Annotated in this window: 15 protein-coding genes; 7 read left to right on the top strand and 8 right to left on the bottom strand. The window is 59.1% G+C overall.

Annotated features, from left to right (window positions below; translation table 11 throughout):
• Positions 1 to 80: 80 nt before the first annotated feature.
• The gene (locus tag QRN31_RS04605) at positions 81 to 1,040 is read right to left on the bottom strand and encodes a DMT family transporter (RefSeq protein ID WP_285430491.1); all 960 of its coding nucleotides are present in this window, start codon (positions 1,038 to 1,040) and stop codon (positions 81 to 83) included.
• A 212-nt stretch (positions 1,041 to 1,252) separates the two neighbouring features.
• Here QRN31_RS04605 and QRN31_RS04600 point away from each other — a divergent pair, with 212 nt between their 5' ends.
• Positions 1,253 to 1,447 (top strand): DUF6316 family protein, encoded by a 195-nt coding sequence (locus QRN31_RS04600; protein ID WP_285430490.1) that lies wholly within the window; start codon positions 1,253 to 1,255, stop codon positions 1,445 to 1,447.
• 112 nt (positions 1,448 to 1,559) lie between these two features.
• On the opposite strand, the gene QRN31_RS04595 is transcribed toward QRN31_RS04600, so the two are convergent.
• Positions 1,560 to 2,744, bottom strand: coding sequence for a thiolase family protein (locus tag QRN31_RS04595; RefSeq protein WP_285430489.1), 1,185 nt, complete (start codon positions 2,742 to 2,744; stop codon positions 1,560 to 1,562).
• A gap of 102 nt (positions 2,745 to 2,846) precedes the next feature.
• On the bottom strand, positions 2,847 to 4,370 hold the full coding sequence (gene pap, locus QRN31_RS04590; protein ID WP_285430488.1) for a polyphosphate:AMP phosphotransferase: 1,524 nt from the start codon (positions 4,368 to 4,370) through the stop codon (positions 2,847 to 2,849).
• Between the two features lie 160 nt (positions 4,371 to 4,530).
• On the opposite strand from pap, the gene mnmC reads away from it, so the two are divergent.
• Entirely contained in the window at positions 4,531 to 6,510 is a 1,980-nt protein-coding gene (mnmC, locus tag QRN31_RS04585) for a bifunctional tRNA (5-methylaminomethyl-2-thiouridine)(34)-methyltransferase MnmC2/FAD-dependent 5-carboxymethylaminomethyl-2-thiouridine(34) oxidoreductase MnmC1 (RefSeq protein WP_285430487.1), read from the top strand.
• A gap of 2 nt (positions 6,511 to 6,512) precedes the next feature.
• On the opposite strand, the gene QRN31_RS04580 is transcribed toward mnmC, so the two are convergent.
• Entirely contained in the window at positions 6,513 to 6,743 is a 231-nt protein-coding gene (locus tag QRN31_RS04580) for a hypothetical protein (RefSeq protein ID WP_285430486.1), read from the bottom strand.
• 431 nt (positions 6,744 to 7,174) lie between these two features.
• Between QRN31_RS04580 and QRN31_RS04575 the strand changes: the two genes are divergently transcribed.
• The 4 genes from QRN31_RS04575 (at position 7,175) to QRN31_RS04560 (ending at position 12,467) form a co-directional block, all read left to right on the top strand.
• Positions 7,175 to 8,947 carry an N-acetylglutaminylglutamine amidotransferase gene (locus QRN31_RS04575; RefSeq protein ID WP_285430485.1) on the top strand — a complete coding sequence of 591 codons (1,773 nt, stop codon included), beginning with the start codon at positions 7,175 to 7,177 and terminating at the stop codon, positions 8,945 to 8,947.
• 3 nt (positions 8,948 to 8,950) lie between these two features.
• Complete coding sequence (gene ngg, locus QRN31_RS04570; protein WP_285430484.1) at positions 8,951 to 10,699, top strand: N-acetylglutaminylglutamine synthetase; 1,749 nt, start codon at positions 8,951 to 8,953, stop codon at positions 10,697 to 10,699.
• Positions 10,700 to 10,861: 162 nt separating this feature from the next.
• Positions 10,862 to 12,052 carry an osmoprotectant NAGGN system M42 family peptidase gene (locus tag QRN31_RS04565; RefSeq protein ID WP_285430483.1) on the top strand — a complete coding sequence of 397 codons (1,191 nt, stop codon included), beginning with the start codon at positions 10,862 to 10,864 and terminating at the stop codon, positions 12,050 to 12,052.
• Positions 12,053 to 12,239: 187 nt separating this feature from the next.
• Positions 12,240 to 12,467 carry a YheU family protein gene (locus tag QRN31_RS04560; protein WP_007945785.1) on the top strand — a complete coding sequence of 76 codons (228 nt, stop codon included), beginning with the start codon at positions 12,240 to 12,242 and terminating at the stop codon, positions 12,465 to 12,467.
• 5 nt (positions 12,468 to 12,472) lie between these two features.
• Here the strand turns inward: QRN31_RS04560 and csrA are convergent, their stop codons facing one another.
• The 3 genes from csrA to QRN31_RS04545 form a co-directional block, all read right to left on the bottom strand.
• Entirely contained in the window at positions 12,473 to 12,658 is a 186-nt protein-coding gene (gene csrA / locus QRN31_RS04555; protein WP_090186644.1) for a carbon storage regulator CsrA, read from the bottom strand.
• A 145-nt stretch (positions 12,659 to 12,803) separates the two neighbouring features.
• The gene (locus tag QRN31_RS04550; RefSeq protein WP_285430482.1) at positions 12,804 to 13,136 is read right to left on the bottom strand and encodes a YnfA family protein; all 333 of its coding nucleotides are present in this window, start codon (positions 13,134 to 13,136) and stop codon (positions 12,804 to 12,806) included.
• A gap of 64 nt (positions 13,137 to 13,200) precedes the next feature.
• The gene (locus tag QRN31_RS04545; protein ID WP_285430481.1) at positions 13,201 to 14,016 is read right to left on the bottom strand and encodes an SDR family oxidoreductase; all 816 of its coding nucleotides are present in this window, start codon (positions 14,014 to 14,016) and stop codon (positions 13,201 to 13,203) included.
• A 278-nt stretch (positions 14,017 to 14,294) separates the two neighbouring features.
• Between QRN31_RS04545 and QRN31_RS04540 the strand changes: the two genes are divergently transcribed.
• Positions 14,295 to 14,453 (top strand): DUF3309 family protein, encoded by a 159-nt coding sequence (locus tag QRN31_RS04540; RefSeq protein ID WP_285430663.1) that lies wholly within the window; start codon positions 14,295 to 14,297, stop codon positions 14,451 to 14,453.
• Positions 14,454 to 14,514: 61 nt separating this feature from the next.
• On the opposite strand, the gene QRN31_RS04535 is transcribed toward QRN31_RS04540, so the two are convergent.
• Positions 14,515 to 16,608 (bottom strand): LTA synthase family protein, encoded by a 2,094-nt coding sequence (locus QRN31_RS04535; RefSeq protein WP_285430479.1) that lies wholly within the window; start codon positions 16,606 to 16,608, stop codon positions 14,515 to 14,517.
• Positions 16,609 to 16,717: the final 109 nt, after the last annotated feature.

Genomic DNA, 16,717 nt, shown 5'->3' with positions numbered 1-16,717 from the left:
TCCCACAGGTGACCGCGTTCTTCTGATAGGACTCGGTTCAATGTGGGAGCGAGCCTGCTCGCGATGAACGATGACACGGTTCAGCTTACGGACATCCGAACGCGCCGAGCCCGAAGCCCGGCAATCAACGACGGCCCCAGTGCCACCAGCGCCGAGCCCAGCACCACCAGCACCGCCCCGCCATATCCCAAGCCATTGATCGTCTCGGCATGCACAAAATCCGGCCACAACCACGCCGCCACGGCGACAGCAGCGAACGTCACTAACGGCGTAATCGCCAACGTCGCACTGACCCGCGATGCTTCCCAATGCGCCAGCGCTTCGGCAAATGCGCCATAGGCAATCAGCGTATTCATGCAGCAAGCCAGCAGCAGCCAGCCTTGCAGCGGACTCAGTTGCAGCGCCTCCAGCGGATGCACCCACGGCGTCAGCAAGAGAGCGCAGAACAGGTAAATCACCATCATTACCTGCAGTGAATTCCACACCGTCAGCAATTGCTTCTGCCCCAGCGCGTAAAAGGTCCAGACCGTAGAAGCCAACAACACCAGCAACACACCCGCGGTGTAGTCGCTCAGCGACGTCAGCAACTCGACCAGACGCTGGTTGAAAAACAGCCCGAAGCCGATCAACAGCACCAGCAGGCCTATCCCCTGCCCCACGCTGAACCGTTCCTTGAACACAAACAGACTGGCGACCAGCAACATGATCGGGCCCATCTGCACCACCAGTTGCGCGGTGCCGGGGCTCAGCAGGTTCAGGCCCATCAAGTACAGCACATAGTTACCGACCAGACCGAGCACCGCCATCACCACCAGCCAACCGCCGCGCGGGCCGAGGGCTTTGCGGCTGGGCAGGCGTCTGGTCGCGGCCAGGTAAATGAACAGGCAACCGCCGGACACGATCAGGCGAAACCAGGTCACCGTCACCGGGTCCATCACCAACAGCACTTGCTTGAGTTTGATCGGCAGGATTCCCCACAACAACGCGGTCAGCAAGGCCAGGAAGAGACCGTAAACCCAGCGACCGGATGAAATGTGCATGCGAACCCCGAAAAAGCCAGATGGCAAGAGGCACCATTCTAGGCTCAGACCGGAGTGCGACACAGGCACAGTTACCGCCAGGCCGCGAATGAAACTGTGCAGGTCGCATCAAAAATCTGGCGAGGTGCCGTCGATCAGTTGGACAGGCGCCGCAAGTGGTTCATGCATAAGCTCATTGGGTCCGCCAACAGAAACTCCACCAGGAGACAACCATGTACGGCATGCGCGCCAAGGACCCAGCTCCCGCCACGTATTTTCGCAGTGACCGTTTGTGCCGTGTGAATGGGCAATTGTTTTTCGTCACCCGGGAAAACACCCTGGAGGGACCGTTCGAAAACCGGGAGAAGGCGGTGTGGGAGATCCAGTCTTACATCGAGCGCAAACTGCTTTTAAGTATGAGCCTGTAGACCGAGGCGACTGCATCGCGGGCAAGCTCGCTCCCACATTGGAATGCGATCCACTGTAGGAGCGGGCTTGCCCGCGATGGCTATTTAACATTCGCTACAAATGTTGAAGTACTTAACGCACCGACTCAAACAATCCGGTCGCACCCATCCCGCCACCCACGCACATGGTGACCACGCCGTAGCGCAAATTGCGCCGCTGCAACTCACGCACGATATGCCCGACCTGACGCGATCCAGTCATGCCAAACGGGTGACCAATGGAAATCGAACCGCCATTGACGTTGTACTTGTCGTTATCGATTTCCAGGCGATTGCGGCTGTACAGGCACTGCGAAGCGAAGGCTTCGTTGAGCTCCCAAAGGTCAATGTCCGCCACCTGCAAACCCTTGGCCTTGAGTAGTTTTGGCACCGAGAACACCGGGCCGATCCCCATCTCGTCCGGCTCGCACCCAGCCACCGCGAACCCGCGAAAAAAAGCCTTTGGCTTCAGCCCCAGTTCCAGCGCTTTATCCAGGCTCATCACCAGCGTCATCGAAGCGCCATCGGACAATTGTGAAGAGTTGCCCGCCGTCACCGAGCCGTCCTCAGCAAACACCGGCTTCAACCCGGCCAGGCTTTGCAACGTGGTGTCCGGGCGATTGCAGTCGTCGTGATCGACGATACCGTCGAGGATCTGAATCTGGCCGGTGGCCTTGTCTTCAACCCGATACTTCACCGCCATCGGCACGATTTCATCGTCGAACAATCCAGCCGCCTGTGCTTGAGCGGTTCTTTGCTGACTTTGCAGGGCGTACAGATCCTGCTCTTCACGGCTGACGTGGTAACGGCGCGCGACGATTTCGGCCGTCTGCCCCATCGGGAAATAAATGCCCGGCACCTGCTCTTTCAGCAGCGGGTTGATGAGGTTGTCGGTGTTGACGCTTTTCATGGTCAGGCTGATGGATTCAACACCACCGGCAACAATGATGTCGCTGCAACCCGAAGCGATCTGGTTGGCGGCAATGGCAATGGCTTGCAAGCCCGAGGAGCAGAAACGGTTGAGGGTCATGCCGGCGGTGCCGATGCCCAACCGCGACAACACCGCGACATTGCGCCCGATGTTGAACCCCTGCGCGCCTTCGTTGGAACCCGCGCCGACGATGCAATCCTCGACGCTGGAAGGGTCGATGCCTGAGCGTTCCAGCAGCGCATCGACACAATGCGCCGCCATGTCGTCCGGACGGGTCTGGTTGAACTTGCCGCGAAAGGATTTGGCCAGGCCGGTCCGCACGCTGTCGACGATCACCACTTCACGCATGGCATACCTCATTGTTGTTGTCGGTTGAGAGTGGACCGAGCATAAGTCCACCGCATAACCGACCGCGACAATCATTCACCCCGCGTATGCGTAACCATCGCCTTACTGCTTGCGTTGTTTCGCCTTCCTCGCCTGCTTGTCTGATTTCTCGAACGCTTCTTCCAGCGCATGGTTGATTGTGCGCAGGACTTTGACTCGAGCCCAGCGCTTGTCATTGGCTTCCACCAGGGTCCACGGCGAAACTTCGGTGCTGGTGCGGTCAACCATATCGCCCACCGCCTCACGGTAAGCGTCCCATCGTTCGCGGTTGCGCCAATCGTCTTCGGTGATCTTGAAACGCTTGAAGGGAATCTCTTCGCGCGCCTGGAATCGCTCCAGTTGCGTCGCCTTGTCGATGGCCAGCCAGAACTTGACCACGATAACGCCCGAATCGGAAATCTGCTCTTCGAAATCATTGATCTCGCTGTAAGCCCGCAGCCAGTCAGCGGGTGGACAGAAGCCTTCAACGCGCTCGACCAAGACCCGGCCGTACCACGATCGATCGAACACCGTGAATTTGCCCTTGGCCGGAATGTGCCGCCAGAACCGCCATAGATAGGGCTGTGCACGCTCCTCTTCGGTGGGCGCGGCAATTGGCACGATGCTGTATTGACGCGGGTCGAGCGCCGCGGCGACTCGACGTATTGCCCCGCCCTTGCCGGCCGCATCGTTGCCTTCGAATACCGCCACCAAGGCGTGTCGGCGCATGCGTCTGTCGCGCATCAAGCCTGAAAACCGCGCCTGTTCGGTAATCAGTTGTTCTTCGTAATCGTCCTTGTCCAGACTCAAGGTCAGGTCCAGGCTGTCGAGCAGATTCAATTGATCGACATGGATCGGCAGCGGCGCCGCGTTGACTTTGTCCGCGTGCACTTGGGTACGCAGCAGGGCATTTTGCAAACCTTCGAGCAGGATCTTGCCCACCGTCAGGCTGCGATAATGCGCATCCACCCCTTCAATGACATGCCAGGGCGCGTAGTCACGGCTGGTGCGGCGCAACACGCGTTCGCCGTATTTAACGAATTTGTCGTACGTTGCCGATTGCTGCCAGTCCAGCGGGCTGATGCGCCAACTGTGCAGCGGATCGTCGGCAAGCGCCTTGAGTCGCGCCTTCATTTGTTTCTTGGAAAGGTGAAACCAGAACTTGAAGATCAGCGTGCCTTCGTCGCACAACATTTTTTCAAAGCGTTCGGACTGGTTGATCGCCTGATCCAGCACCGCATCCTTGAACAAACCATGCACCCGACCTTGCAGCATCTGGCTGTACCAGTTGCCAAAGAACACCCCCATGCGCCCACTGGCAGGCAGCATCCGCCAATAGCGCCAGGCCGGTGGTCGCGCCAGTTCTTCGTCGGTCTGCTGATCGAACGTGCGGACCTCGATCAAACGTGGGTCCATCCACTCGTTGAGCAACTTGACCGTTTCACCCTTGCCTGCGCCTTCGATGCCGTTGATTAAAATAATCACCGCAAAGCGTTTTTGCTGCTGAAGGTCGAACTGCGCTTCAAGCAAGGCCTCACGCAGCGCTGGCACTTCGGCGTCATAGGTTTCTTTGTCGATGGCGTGACCGATTTCAGCAGATTCGAACATGGACAGCTCCCTTTCCCGTATTGAGCAAGACTAGCGGATTGGGCCGCCAGTCCGTAGAGAAATTCCCTCGGACAAGGGTTATGAGGTGCGAAGCTGCCATGGATCAAGCGTCGTCACGGCGATCGGCTAGAATGGCCACCTTGCCGTTGCAGAGCCTGCCATGAAACCTGTATTGCCTAACGCCCAACTTGACTGGGACGAACAGGGACTTCCGCGTTCGCGAGTCTTTGACGATGTGTATTTTTCCAACCAGTCAGGCCTTGAAGAAACCCGTTACGTATTCCTGGAACAGAACGGATTGCGTGAACGTTTTGCTGCGTTGCCAGCCGGCGGTCGACTGGTCATTGGCGAAACGGGCTTCGGCACCGGGCTTAACTTTCTGTGTGCCTGGCAGTTGTTCGAGCAGCAGGCAGTGGCCGGTGCGCGATTGCATTTTGTCAGCGTCGAAAAATACCCGTTGAGCACCCCGGACCTGCAACGGGCACTGGCGTTATGGCCGGAACTCAAGCCGTTTGCCGATCAATTGCTCGCGCACTACGTGGCGATCCATCAAGGCTTCCAGCGACTGGTTCTGGACAACGGCCGCGTGACCCTGACCTTGTTGATTGGCGATGCACTGGAGCAACTGCCGCAACTGGATGCACGGATCGATGCGTGGTTTCTCGACGGTTTCGCCCCGGCGAAAAACCCCGACATGTGGACCGCCGAACTGTTTGCCGAACTGGCGCGCCTGGCCGCGCCAGGATCGACCATCAGCACCTTCACCAGTACCGGTTGGGTACGACGCCTGCTGAATGCAGCAGGGTTCAAGATGAAGCGCACGCCGGGCATTGGCCATAAGTGGGAAATCCTGCGAGGGGTGTTCCTGGGCTGGCCTGAAGAAACCGCAGCCCCCGTTGCCGCCAAGCCCTGGTTCGCTCGCCCGATGCCAGCGCCCGGTGAACGTCATGCGCTGGTGATCGGTGCAGGCCTGGCCGGTTGCGCGACGGCCGCCAGCCTCGCTGCGCGGGGTTGGCAGGTGAGTCTGCTGGAGCGACATGACGCACTGGCACAGGAAGCCTCGGGCAATCCACAAGGCGTTTTGTACCTCAAGCTTTCAGCCCACGGTACGGCGTTGTCACAGTTGATTGTCAGTGGTTTCGGTTACACCCGACGCCTGCTTGAGCATCTGCAGCGCGGTGTTGACTGGGACGATTGCGGCGTATTGCAACTGGCGTTCAACGCCAAGGAAGCGCAACGCCAGGCGCAATTGGCGCAAGCCTTTCCCGAAGATTTATTGCACATGCTCGATCAGGAACGGGCGCGGCTTCTCGCGGGTGTCGACCTGCAATGGGGCGGCCTCTTCTATCCCGAAGGCGGCTGGGTGCACCCGCCCGCACTTTGCACATGGCAAGCAGCGCATTCGGGTATCCGGATTCTGACGCACCACGATGTGCTGCAATTGCGTCGTGAGCAGGGACATTGGCAGGCTTGGGATGGCGACCGGTTGCTGGCCAGCGCGCCAACGGTGGTACTGGCCGGTGCGGCCGACATCAAGCGTTTCGACTTCAGTAGCGATTTACCTCTCAAACGTATTCGCGGCCAAATCACCCGACTGCCCCAGACACCAGAAAGCCAAGAACTGAGCACCGTCGTGTGCGCCGAAGGCTATGTCGCGCCGGCTCGCTTGGGCGAGCACACACTCGGCGCGAGTTTTGACTTCAACAACGATGACCTGACGCCAACAGCCGCCGAGCACGCCGGCAATCTGCACATGCTCGAAGAAATCTCGATGGACCTGATGGCTCGACTTGGCGCCGACACCTTGCGCCCCGAGACGCTGGAAGGTCGCGCAGCGTTTCGCTGCACCAGCCCCGACTACCTGCCGATTGTCGGCCCTCTGGCAGACCGTGAGGCCTTCGCCGACGCCTACGTCTCCCTGGGCAAGGATGCCCGGCAAACCCCGGACATCCCGTGTCCATGGCTCGAAGGTGTGTACGTTAACAGCGGCCACGGCTCGCGCGGGCTGATCACCGCGCCCTTGTCAGGCGAGTTGCTGGCAGCCTGGCTCGACGACGAACCATTGCCACTGCCCAGAGCCGTGGCCGAGGCCTGTCATCCGAACCGCTTTGCCCTGCGGCGCCTGATTCGAGGCAAATAGACTCAACTGCCCGGCAGCGCGCAGATGCCCAGGTCGTCAATTCTCAATGCGGCCTGGGTCAACTGCTCGAAAACGGCGTTCTGCGCGACTTCCTTTTCGATCTTGATCACCGACACCTGGCTCAGATAGTCGGCCGTCGAGAGGGTATCCGCCTTCTCGAACACCGCCTGCATCTTCGCCGGGTAAGTCACGTTGAGCGCGGCAAACCTTTGCGGGTATTTCCGGCGTTGCATCCGTGAGCCACGCAGGAAGGGTCTTTTGCAGCGACTCGGCGGTTTCCAGATCGCCGGTCATCAGCATCAGCGCAGCGAGCCGGTCTGTGGTGGTGAACGGTTTGATCGCCGCAACAAGGGGTCCTTCACGGGCATACGCAATGTTCCTTATTGCCTACAAAAGAGCCCCTACCGTAGCGAATCCATCGGCCAGTGAATAACGCAAAATCCTAGGTGTTTCAGCCACTTAACCAGCAGCATTGTCCATGCATAACCTAACTATGTACCGCACGCGACTGCGCATTTTGAGTTACGGCCAGCCCTTTGAGCTTCAACACTTATTACTTATCGATCTAAAACTCACAGGATTTCACCGGGTCAGTTTCTGAGTACCCGGCATTTTGGCCGATTATCGATTGACCCTCCCCAACGGAAAAACCGGTAAGGAATTTATGTGCGGATTAGCTGGCGAGTTACGCTTCGATCATCAACCTGCGGACCTGGCGGCCGTTGAACGGATCACCCATCACCTGGCCCCACGTGGCCCTGACGCATGGGGTTTTCATGCCCAAGGGCCGATTGCCCTGGGCCATCGTCGCCTGAAAATCATGGACCTGTCGGACGGCTCGGCGCAGCCGATGATCGACAACCAACTGGGCTTGTCCCTGGCCTTCAACGGCGCGATCTATAACTTCCCGGAACTGCGCACCGAGCTCGAAAGCCTCGGCTATGCCTTCTATTCCGGTGGCGACACCGAAGTGCTGCTCAAGGGCTATCACGCCTGGGGTGAAGCGCTGCTGCCCAAACTCAACGGCATGTTCGCGTTCGCGATCTGGGAACGTGACGCCCAGCGCCTGTTCATCGCCCGCGACCGTCTCGGCGTGAAGCCGCTGTACCTGTCGCGCACCGGCCAGCGCCTGCGTTTTGCTTCCGCTCTTCCGGCACTGCTCAAGGGCGGCGATATCAATCCGATCCTTGATCCGGTGGCGCTCAATCACTACCTGAACTTTCATGCGGTGGTCCCGGCGCCGCGCACCTTGCTGGCCGGCATTGAAAAACTGCCGCCCGCAACCTGGATGCGCATCGAGGCGGACGGTCGTACCGAACAGAAAACCTGGTGGACCCTGCCCTACGGACCGCATGCCGACGAGATGAACCTGACGCTCGAAGACTGGCGTGACCGTGTCCTCGACAGCACTCGTGATGCCGTGGCGATCCGTCAACGGGCAGCGGTCGACGTCGGCGTCCTGCTTTCCGGCGGCGTCGACTCGAGCATGCTGGTCGGTCTGTTGCGCGAAGTCGGCGTCGAAAACCTGTCGACGTTTTCCATCGGTTTCCAGGATGCCGGCGGCGAGCGCGGCGACGAATTCCAGTACTCGGACCTGATCGCCAAGCACTACAACACGCAACACCATCAACTGCGCATCGACGAAAAAGAGATCATCGAGCAACTGCCCGCGGCGTTCCGCGCCATGAGCGAGCCAATGGTCAGTCATGACTGCATCGCCTTCTACCTGCTGTCCCGGGAAGTGGCCAAGCATTGCAAAGTGGTGCAGAGCGGCCAGGGTGCCGACGAGCTGTTTGCCGGTTATCACTGGTATCCGCAAGTCGACGGTGCCGATGATCCATATGCCGCCTACCGCGATGCGTTTTTCGACCGTAGTTATGAAGACTACGCCGCCACGGTGCAGCCGAAATGGCTGACGGCAAATGACGCCGCAGGCGACTTCGTGAAGGAACATTTCGCACAGCCCGGTGCCGATGCCGCCGTCGACAAGGCCCTGCGCCTGGACAGCACGATCATGCTGGTGGACGACCCGGTCAAACGCGTCGACAACATGACCATGGCGTGGGGCCTGGAAGCGCGCACACCGTTTCTGGACTATCGCCTGGTGGAGTTGTCGGCCCGCGTGCCGGGCAAATTCAAACTGCCGGACGGTGGTAAACAGGTCCTGAAGGAAGCGGCGCGTCTGGTCATTCCGAGCGAAGTGATTGATCGCAAGAAAGGTTACTTTCCGGTGCCCGGCCTCAAGCATTTGCAAGGCGACACGCTGAACTGGGTCCGCGAGCTGCTGCTGGATCCGAGTCAGGATCGTGGTCTGTTCAACCCGGACATGCTTGACCGCCTGCTGACCGATCCGCAAGGCCAGTTGACCCCGTTGCGCGGCTCCAAGCTGTGGCAGTTGGCGGCCCTGAACCTGTGGCTCAGTGAACAAGGAATCTGATCGATGAAACCTAACGCTACGGCGTATAGCCAACGCTTGTTGCGCGGTCAGTCGCCCACTTATGAACGCTTGCAGGCGCGCCTGGCCGAGGACGGCAGTGAACTGGGCGCAGCGCCCATTGCGGTGCATTGCGGCTGGGGCCGGTTGTTGATCGGCCACACGTTTCCTGATCCGGCGAGCCTCGCCCAAGAGTTGCTCAATGAGCAGCCGGGCGAGCGAGACATTGCGCTGTACGTCGCCGCCCCTCAGCAAGTGCTGGGGCTGGAGCCGGTTCAACTGTTCCTGGACCCGTCCGACACCTTGCGTCTGTGGTTCAGCGATTATCGTCAGTCAACGCGTGTGTTTCGTGGTTTTCGGATTCGCCGCGCCCAGAGCGAAACAGACTGGCAGGCGATCAATCAGCTGTACCAGGCACGCGGCATGTTGCCCATCGATGCACATCTGCTGACGCCACGCCATCAAGGTGGCCCGGTGTATTGGCTGGCTGAAGATGAGGACAGCGGCGCAATCATTGGCAGTGTCATGGGCCTCAATCATCACAAGGCCTTCAACGACCCGGAAAACGGCAGCAGCCTTTGGTGCCTGGCGGTGGATCCGCACTGCTCGCGGCCCGGTGTCGGTGAAGTGCTGGTGCGCCACCTGATCGAACACTTCATGAGCCGTGGCCTGAGCTACTTGGACCTGTCGGTGCTGCACGACAATCGTCAGGCTAAAAGTCTTTATGCCAAGCTCGGTTTTCGCAACCTGCCGACCTTTGCCATCAAGCGCAAGAATGGCATCAACCAGCCGTTGTTCCTCGGTCCGGGCCCGGAAGCCGAATTCAATCCGTATGCGCGAATCATCGTCGAGGAAGCCCATCGCCGTGGCATCGATGTACATGTCGATGATGCCAATGCCGGCATGTTCACCCTCAGTCATGGCGGGCGTCGCGTACGTTGTCGCGAATCGTTGAGTGACCTGACCAGCGCCATCAGCATGACCCTGTGCCAAGACAAAAGCCTGACGCATAAAGTGCTCAAGGCCGCCGGGCTGAACCTGCCTTCCCAGCAACTGGCGGGCAATGCCGATGACAACCTGGCCTTTCTCGATGAGCACGAACGGGTGGTGGTCAAACCTCTGGATGGCGAACAGGGCCAAGGCGTTGCCGTGGACCTGCAGACCATCGAGGACATTCAGCACGCCATCGATGCAGCACGCGAATTCGACAGCCGGGTGTTGTTGGAAAGCTTCCACGAAGGCCTTGATCTGAGGATTCTGGTGATTGGCTTTGAAGTGGTCGCCGCGGCCATTCGTCGACCGGCCGAAGTGGTGGGCGATGGCCAGCATTCGATCGAGGCGCTGATCGAGGCCCAGAGTCGTCGTCGGCAGGCCGCGACCAGCGGTGAAAGCAAAATCCCTCTGGACCATGAGACTCAGCGCACCTTGCAGGCGGCGGGTTACGACTACAGCAGCATTCTGCCGGCCGGCGAGCATCTGTTCGTACGGCGTACGGCGAATCTTCACACCGGTGGCATCCTTGAGGATGTCACGGAGATCTTGCATCCGACCCTGGTCGATGCCGCCGTGCGTGCCGCGCGGGCGCTGGACATTCCAATGGTCGGGCTTGATCTGTTGGTGCCAGCCGCGGACCAGCCGGAATACGTATTCATCGAAGCCAACGAACGCGCCGGGCTGGCCAACCATGAACCGCAGCCGACAGCGGAGCGGTTCGTGGATTTGTTGTTTCCGCACAGTCAGCCAGCGGCTTCTTAATGATTTATTGCCTGGACTGGCGCCTTCGCGAGCAAGCTCGCTCCCACAGTTGACCGCGTTTCCCTGTGGGAGCGAGCTTGCTCGCGATGGGGCCTTGGCAGGAAACACGAACTCATCCCCTTCATCGAAACCATCGATGTTCGTTACTCATCAGGAGTTTCCATGACCAGCAAAATTCCCGAACCGGATCTCAACTACCTGCAAAAAGTCTTGCTGGAAATGCTCGCCATTCCCAGCCCGACCGGGTTTACCGACACCATCGTGCGTTACGTCGCCGAGCGCCTTGAAGAACTGGGCATTCCGTTCGAAATGACCCGGCGCGGTACGATCCGCGCAACGCTCAAGGGCAAGAAAAACAGCCCTGACCGTGCGGTTTCCGCCCACCTCGACACCATCGGTGCGGCGGTGCGTGCAGTGAAAGACAATGGTCGACTCACGTTGGCGCCGGTCGGTTGCTGGTCCAGCCGATTTGCCGAGGGCAGTCGCGTCAGTCTGTTCACCGACAACGGCGTGATCCGCGGCAGCGTATTGCCGTTGATGGCCTCGGGGCACGCGTTCAACACAGCGGTGGATGAGATGCCGATCAGCTGGGATCACATTGAATTGCGCCTGGACGCTTATTGCGCGACCCGTGCCGATTGCGACTCACTGGGCATCAGCGTGGGCGATTTTGTCGCCTTTGACCCACTGCCCGAGTTCACCGAAAGCGGCCACATCAGTGCTCGCCACCTGGATGACAAGGCCGGCGTTGCGGCACTGCTGGCGGCGATGAAAGCGATCGTCGACAGCGGCGCAGAGTTGATGATCGACTGCCATCCCCTGTTCACCATCACCGAAGAAACCGGCAGCGGCGCCGCGGCGGCATTGCCCTGGGACGTCAGCGAATTCGTCGGCATCGACATCGCACCGGTCGCCCCCGGCCAGCATTCCAGCGAGCATGCGGTGAGCGTCGCCATGCAGGATTCCGGCGGACCCTATGACTACCACCTGTCGCGGCACCTGCTTAGATTAGCCAGTGAAAACGAGCTGCCGGTGCGCCGTGACTTGTTCCGTTATTACTTCAGCGACGCGCACTCGGCGGTGACGGCCGGCCACGACATTCGCACCGCCCTGCTCGCCTTCGGCTGTGACGCCACTCACGGCTATGAACGTACGCACATCGATAGCCTGGCTGCGCTCAGCCGGTTGCTGGGTGCTTATATTCTGAGTCCGCCGGTATTTGCCAGCGATGCTCAGCCGGCGAAGGGATCGCTGGACCGGTTCAGTCATCAGATCGAGCACGACACGCAGATGGAAAGCGATACGCGGGTGCCGCCGGTGGATAGCCTCGTTGGGCAACGCTCCGATAGCTGAGTCCCGATCCGGAGTATGGGTGTGAGGACTATCGCCATCGCAGGCAAGCCCGCTCCCACAGTGGAATGCGATCAACTGTGGGGCGGACCTGCTCGCGATGGCGCCGGGCCAGGCAACCTTCAAGGTCGAGGCTAGCCGCAGTCGCTCATTCGCCGTAGCATCGCGCCATTGTCAAACCGAGGTGCCTATGCTGATTCCCTACGACCAACTAGAAGTCGACACACTGACCCGCCTGATCGAGGATTTCGTGACCCGTGACGGTACGGACAACGGCGATGACACGCCGCTGGAAACCCGCGTATTACGTGTTCGCCAAGCGCTGACCAAGGGTCAGGCACTGATTGTCTTCGATCCGGAGAGCGAGCAATGCCAGTTGATGCTCAAGCATGATGTGCCCAAGCATCTGTTCGACTGAGCCCTTCAACGACCTTTGTTTTTGGCCAGTTTGATCTGGATGCGCTCATAGACTTCGGCGCGGTGCACATTGACGTTCTGGGGGGCTTCGACGCCGAAACGCACGCTGCCTCCGTTGACGGCAAGAATGCGCACGGAAATGTTGTCACCGATGGAAATCATCTCGCCCACAACGCGGCTGAGTACAAGCATGGCATTCATCCTTCAGGGTTACCGGCCCTTGAAGATGCCCGTCGCACAGCCGGTCTTCAATGCAGCGAAGGCAAATCAGTCCTGCCCTACAGCGCACGACGATTCCCCCCGACGGAAACGTCTGACAAATCGGTTCAATCCAGCATCAGGAGGCGGAGAAGCGCGGGCCGAACAAAATGATGCTGGCCCCGATCACGCACAACGCCACACCCAGCCAGTCCGAGCCCAACGGACGAATCCGCTCGACCACCGCCAGCCAGCCAATCGACGCGACAATGTAGATGCCACCGTAAGCGGCATAGGCGCGGCCGGCGTAAGTCGCTTCGACCCGGGTCAATAACACCGCAAACAAGGTCAGGCTGATCAGTGCCGGCACGACCCACAATGCACTTTTACCTTGACGAAGCCACATCCAGAACGCGAAGCACCCGGCGATTTCAAACAACGCCGCGAGGAAAAACCACAAGTAATTGAGCATGCAAACGTCTCGCGAGGATGGCCGATTGCGGCCACCCTAACGAGGGTGTTGCGCAGGGGCAAGTTCAGCCCGCGTTTTGTTTGGCCTTGGCGCGCATTTTGTCGGCCATGACGGTCATTTCGTTGTAGAGCAGTTGTGGGTTTTTCTGCTTGAGCGCCCACGCCATGCGGCCCTGTTCGTGGGGTAGGATCATGAATTCGCCAGCGGCAACGTGCTCGTAGATGTAATCGGCAATGTCGGTCGCGGTGATCGGCGAACTTTCCAGCAATTTTCCGACCTGGGCTTTCATGGCCGGGGTTGGGCCGCGGAAGGAGTCGAGCAGGTTGGTCTGGAAGAACGAAGGACAGACCACATGCACGCCCACTTCCTGCTGTGCCAATTCGATCAGCAAGCTTTCGGACAATGCCACGACGCCGGCTTTGGCCACGTTGTAGTTGCTCATGGCCGGGCCTTGCATCAGTGCGGCCATCGAAGCGATGTTGATGATCTTGCCTTTGCTTTTTTCCAGCAGCGGCAGGAAAGCCTTGCAGCCCTTGACCACGCCCATCAGGTTGATCGCGATCTGCCAATCCCAATCTTCAAGTGACAGCTCACTGAAGAAACCGCCCGAGGCCACGCCCGCGTTGTTGACGATGACATCGATGCCGCCCAGTTTCTCTTCGCACGCCTGGGCGAAGGCCGTTAGCTGGCTGTAATCGCGCACATCGCAACGCTGGATAAAACCGTCACCGCCGGCTTCCCGGACCAGTTTGAGGGTCTCTTGCAGGCCAGGCTCGCTGACATCCGACAAGGCCAGCTGCCAGCCTTCACGCGCCCAGCGCAGCGCGATTTCGCGACCCAGGCCTGAGCCCGCGCCAGTGATCATCATGCGATTTTGCATAGCAAACAGCCTTGTCGTTCCGGGAAAGATGCGCTGAGTGTAGCGAAGGACATTGCCCGACCCACGCTCCATCAGATTGCTGAATGGCCCGAGCAAACCACGGCGAGCCTGCATCAATTAACGTTGCAAAAACGAAATAAGCCTTTCTTCGAAAAACATTAAAAAAACTTGGAATTTTCTGCCCCACGCGCCAGTCGGACGTTATAAGCAGCTTGAATTAAATGCCTTCCAGCTGACAGTTTAAAGCTAGGTCACTTCGAAACACTTCCAACAAGGAAATAGACATGGGCACAATTCTTATCGTTATTCTGATTCTTCTACTGGTAGGTGGTTTGCCGGTCTTTCCACACTCCAGAAGTTGGGGTTATGGCCCGTCGGGTATTATCGGCGTGGTGTTGGTAGTGCTGTTGATTCTGCTGTTACTCGGCAGGATTTAACGATCTAACAGACAAAAAAAGAGGCCCTTGAAAAAGGGCCTCTTTTTTATTGCCGAAAATTTTAATCCGGCTTGCCGTCTACCACACCGGCGGTGTTGTCGAGCAAACTCTTGGTCGCGGTCTGCAAGAACGCTTCAAGTTTCTGCTTGAGGGCCGCTTCATCGGCCGACTCTGGAATCACGTCACCTTTAGGATTGGCGCCCAGCTCGTATTGATACAGCTTGGGCGGCATGTCCTTAGGCAGGACCAGTATACGATCCGCTGTCAGCAACGCGACGGTTTGATCGCTGCCCGAAGGTTTGATCACACCGAAACCCTTGTCGCCTTCCGGCAGGTTCAGCAAGTCACGACCCCAGCATTGATGAATCACGTCGCCACCGACACGCCCCATGATGGTCGGCACGATGTCGATCTGAGTGCCCACGGTATGGTCGACCTTACCGAATTTGTCCTGGATGCCCGGCGCGATCATCAGCATTGGAACGTTGAAGCGTCCCAGGTCCATTTCGGTGATCTGCTGCTCGTTGCCGAAACCGTGGTCGCCGACGATCACGAACAGAGTTTCCTTGAAGTACGGTTCTTTGCGCGCCTTCTCGAAGAACTGCCCCAGCGCCCAGTCGGAGTAGCGCATGGCGGTCAGGTGCTCGTTAAGGGTGCCACGATCAGTGACGCGCTCGACCGGCAACGGTGTTGGCAAGGCATATGGCGTGTGGTTGGACAGGGTTTGCAACAAGGCATAGAACGGTTTTTTGTCCTTGCCATCGCGCGCTTTCAACTCTTCCAGGCCACGGTTGAACATGTCCTGGTCGGACACGCCCCAGGTCGGGTCGGAGAACACCGGGTTAACGAAGTCGTTACGCCCGATGAAGTTGGTCATGCCCTGGTTGCTGAAAAAGCCCGACTGGTTGTCCCAGGCGAAATCGCCGTTGTAGACGTACACATCGTCATAGTCACGGGCACTGAGCAACTGCGGCAGGCCAGACAGTTTGTGACTGCCTTCCGGGGTCTGCATCAGGTATTCGAAACCTGGCAGGTTCGGGAAGCAGGCCATGGTCGCGAACATGCCCTGGTGGGTATGCGTGCCGTTGGAGAAGAAGCGGTCGAACAACAGACCGTCTTTGGACAGTGCGTCGAAAGACGGCGTGATGTTACCCGGACGTCCCAATGCACCAACCGAGTGACCGGCGAAGCTTTCCATCAGGATCACCACGACGTTCTTGATCGGCAGGGTCTTGTCGGCATTCGGGGTGAAGTTGCGACGGACGGCGGCAATATCTGCATCAACCAGTTTGTCGCTGGGTGTCAGCAACATGTCACGTACGGTCTGCTGGGCCAGTGGCTGGTCCAGTGTGGCTTTCCAGATGTTGCTGCGCTCGTCCGACATCCGGCTCTTGGCGGCGGCAATCAGTTGCAACGTGCCGTTGAGGCCCAACTGGTTTGCGAAGTTCGAATCGGTGGTGTAGACGTCACCCCAACGCAATGGCGGCCCCTGACGCAGAGTACCGCGGGCGGCAACTACGCACATCATCAGGCAAACCACGAATACCGCGATGCGTGCATACCACGGGGCGATCTGGCGCGTGCCGATGCTGCCGCCGCTGAATGGGCCACGAGGCCGGGTCGCGCGGTCCGCGCCCTTGAACGCGAGGGTCAGGATCAGCGTGCCGAAGGCCCAGGCCAGCAGGTAGCGAACCACCGGAAAACCATACCAGAGCATGCTCATCACGGTAGACGGGTCTTCCTTCACATACTGGAAGACCAGACCGTTGAGGCGCTGGTGGAATTCGCGGTAAAAGTCCATTTCCATCAAGCCGAGGAACAACGCGATGCTCGAAGCGACGGTGAGCCAAAGGCGGAAAAAACCGCGTGCCGCCATGGCCCGTGCACTGAACAACGCCAGCAGCAACGGAACGATGAGGTAGACCACCAGACGCAGGTCGAAACGCAGGCCGTTGGCGAACGCTTCAAGGAAGGTCGAGGCCGGTGTATCAAGAATCATCGAGCGGTTGTAGACCAGCAGCGCAACGCGCAGCAGGCTGAACATGACCATCATGACAAAAGCGCACAGCAGCGTGTAGGCCAGGTGCGATTTGACGGTCGGTTGCAGCAGGCGACTAGAAGCTCGCTGCTGACTCAGGGCGTCCGGGTTTGCCATGTCGTTTTAGGACCCATTGGAAGTTGAAGTTACAAAAATAAAGTGGTGCCCGGCCCTCTGTCGGCCAGTTCTCGGCCCCGGGGCTTGCGCGGTGCGCAAATGTTGCACG

It is taken from the genome of Pseudomonas sp. fls2-241-R2A-110, from assembly GCF_030209165.1.
Lineage (GTDB): Bacteria > Pseudomonadota > Gammaproteobacteria > Pseudomonadales > Pseudomonadaceae > Aquipseudomonas.
Note: the sequence above shows the minus strand (reverse complement) of the source record. Positions and strands in the feature narration are given on the sequence as shown.

Excerpts from the sequence above, each read along its gene's own strand:
- csrA (WP_090186644.1), bottom strand. The coding sequence starts at position 12,658 with ATGCTTGTACTCAGCCGCGTTGTGGGCGAGATGATTTCCATCGGTGAC.
- QRN31_RS04575 (WP_285430485.1), top strand. The coding sequence starts at position 7,175 with ATGTGCGGATTAGCTGGCGAGTTACGCTTCGATCATCAACCTGCGGAC.
- QRN31_RS04605 (WP_285430491.1), bottom strand. The coding sequence starts at position 1,040 with ATGCACATTTCATCCGGTCGCTGGGTTTACGGTCTCTTCCTGGCCTTG.
- QRN31_RS04560 (WP_007945785.1), top strand. The coding sequence starts at position 12,240 with ATGCTGATTCCCTACGACCAACTAGAAGTCGACACACTGACCCGCCTG.
- QRN31_RS04550 (WP_285430482.1), bottom strand. The coding sequence starts at position 13,136 with ATGCTCAATTACTTGTGGTTTTTCCTCGCGGCGTTGTTTGAAATCGCC.
- QRN31_RS04600 (WP_285430490.1), top strand. The coding sequence starts at position 1,253 with ATGTACGGCATGCGCGCCAAGGACCCAGCTCCCGCCACGTATTTTCGC.
- QRN31_RS04535 (WP_285430479.1), bottom strand. The coding sequence starts at position 16,608 with ATGGCAAACCCGGACGCCCTGAGTCAGCAGCGAGCTTCTAGTCGCCTG.
- QRN31_RS04545 (WP_285430481.1), bottom strand. The coding sequence starts at position 14,016 with ATGCAAAATCGCATGATGATCACTGGCGCGGGCTCAGGCCTGGGTCGC.
- QRN31_RS04595 (WP_285430489.1), bottom strand. The coding sequence starts at position 2,744 with ATGCGTGAAGTGGTGATCGTCGACAGCGTGCGGACCGGCCTGGCCAAA.
- ngg (WP_285430484.1), top strand. The coding sequence starts at position 8,951 with ATGAAACCTAACGCTACGGCGTATAGCCAACGCTTGTTGCGCGGTCAG.
- pap (WP_285430488.1), bottom strand. The coding sequence starts at position 4,370 with ATGTTCGAATCTGCTGAAATCGGTCACGCCATCGACAAAGAAACCTAT.
- QRN31_RS04565 (WP_285430483.1), top strand. The coding sequence starts at position 10,862 with ATGACCAGCAAAATTCCCGAACCGGATCTCAACTACCTGCAAAAAGTC.
- QRN31_RS04580 (WP_285430486.1), bottom strand. The coding sequence starts at position 6,743 with ATGCAACGCCGGAAATACCCGCAAAGGTTTGCCGCGCTCAACGTGACT.
- mnmC (WP_285430487.1), top strand. The coding sequence starts at position 4,531 with ATGAAACCTGTATTGCCTAACGCCCAACTTGACTGGGACGAACAGGGA.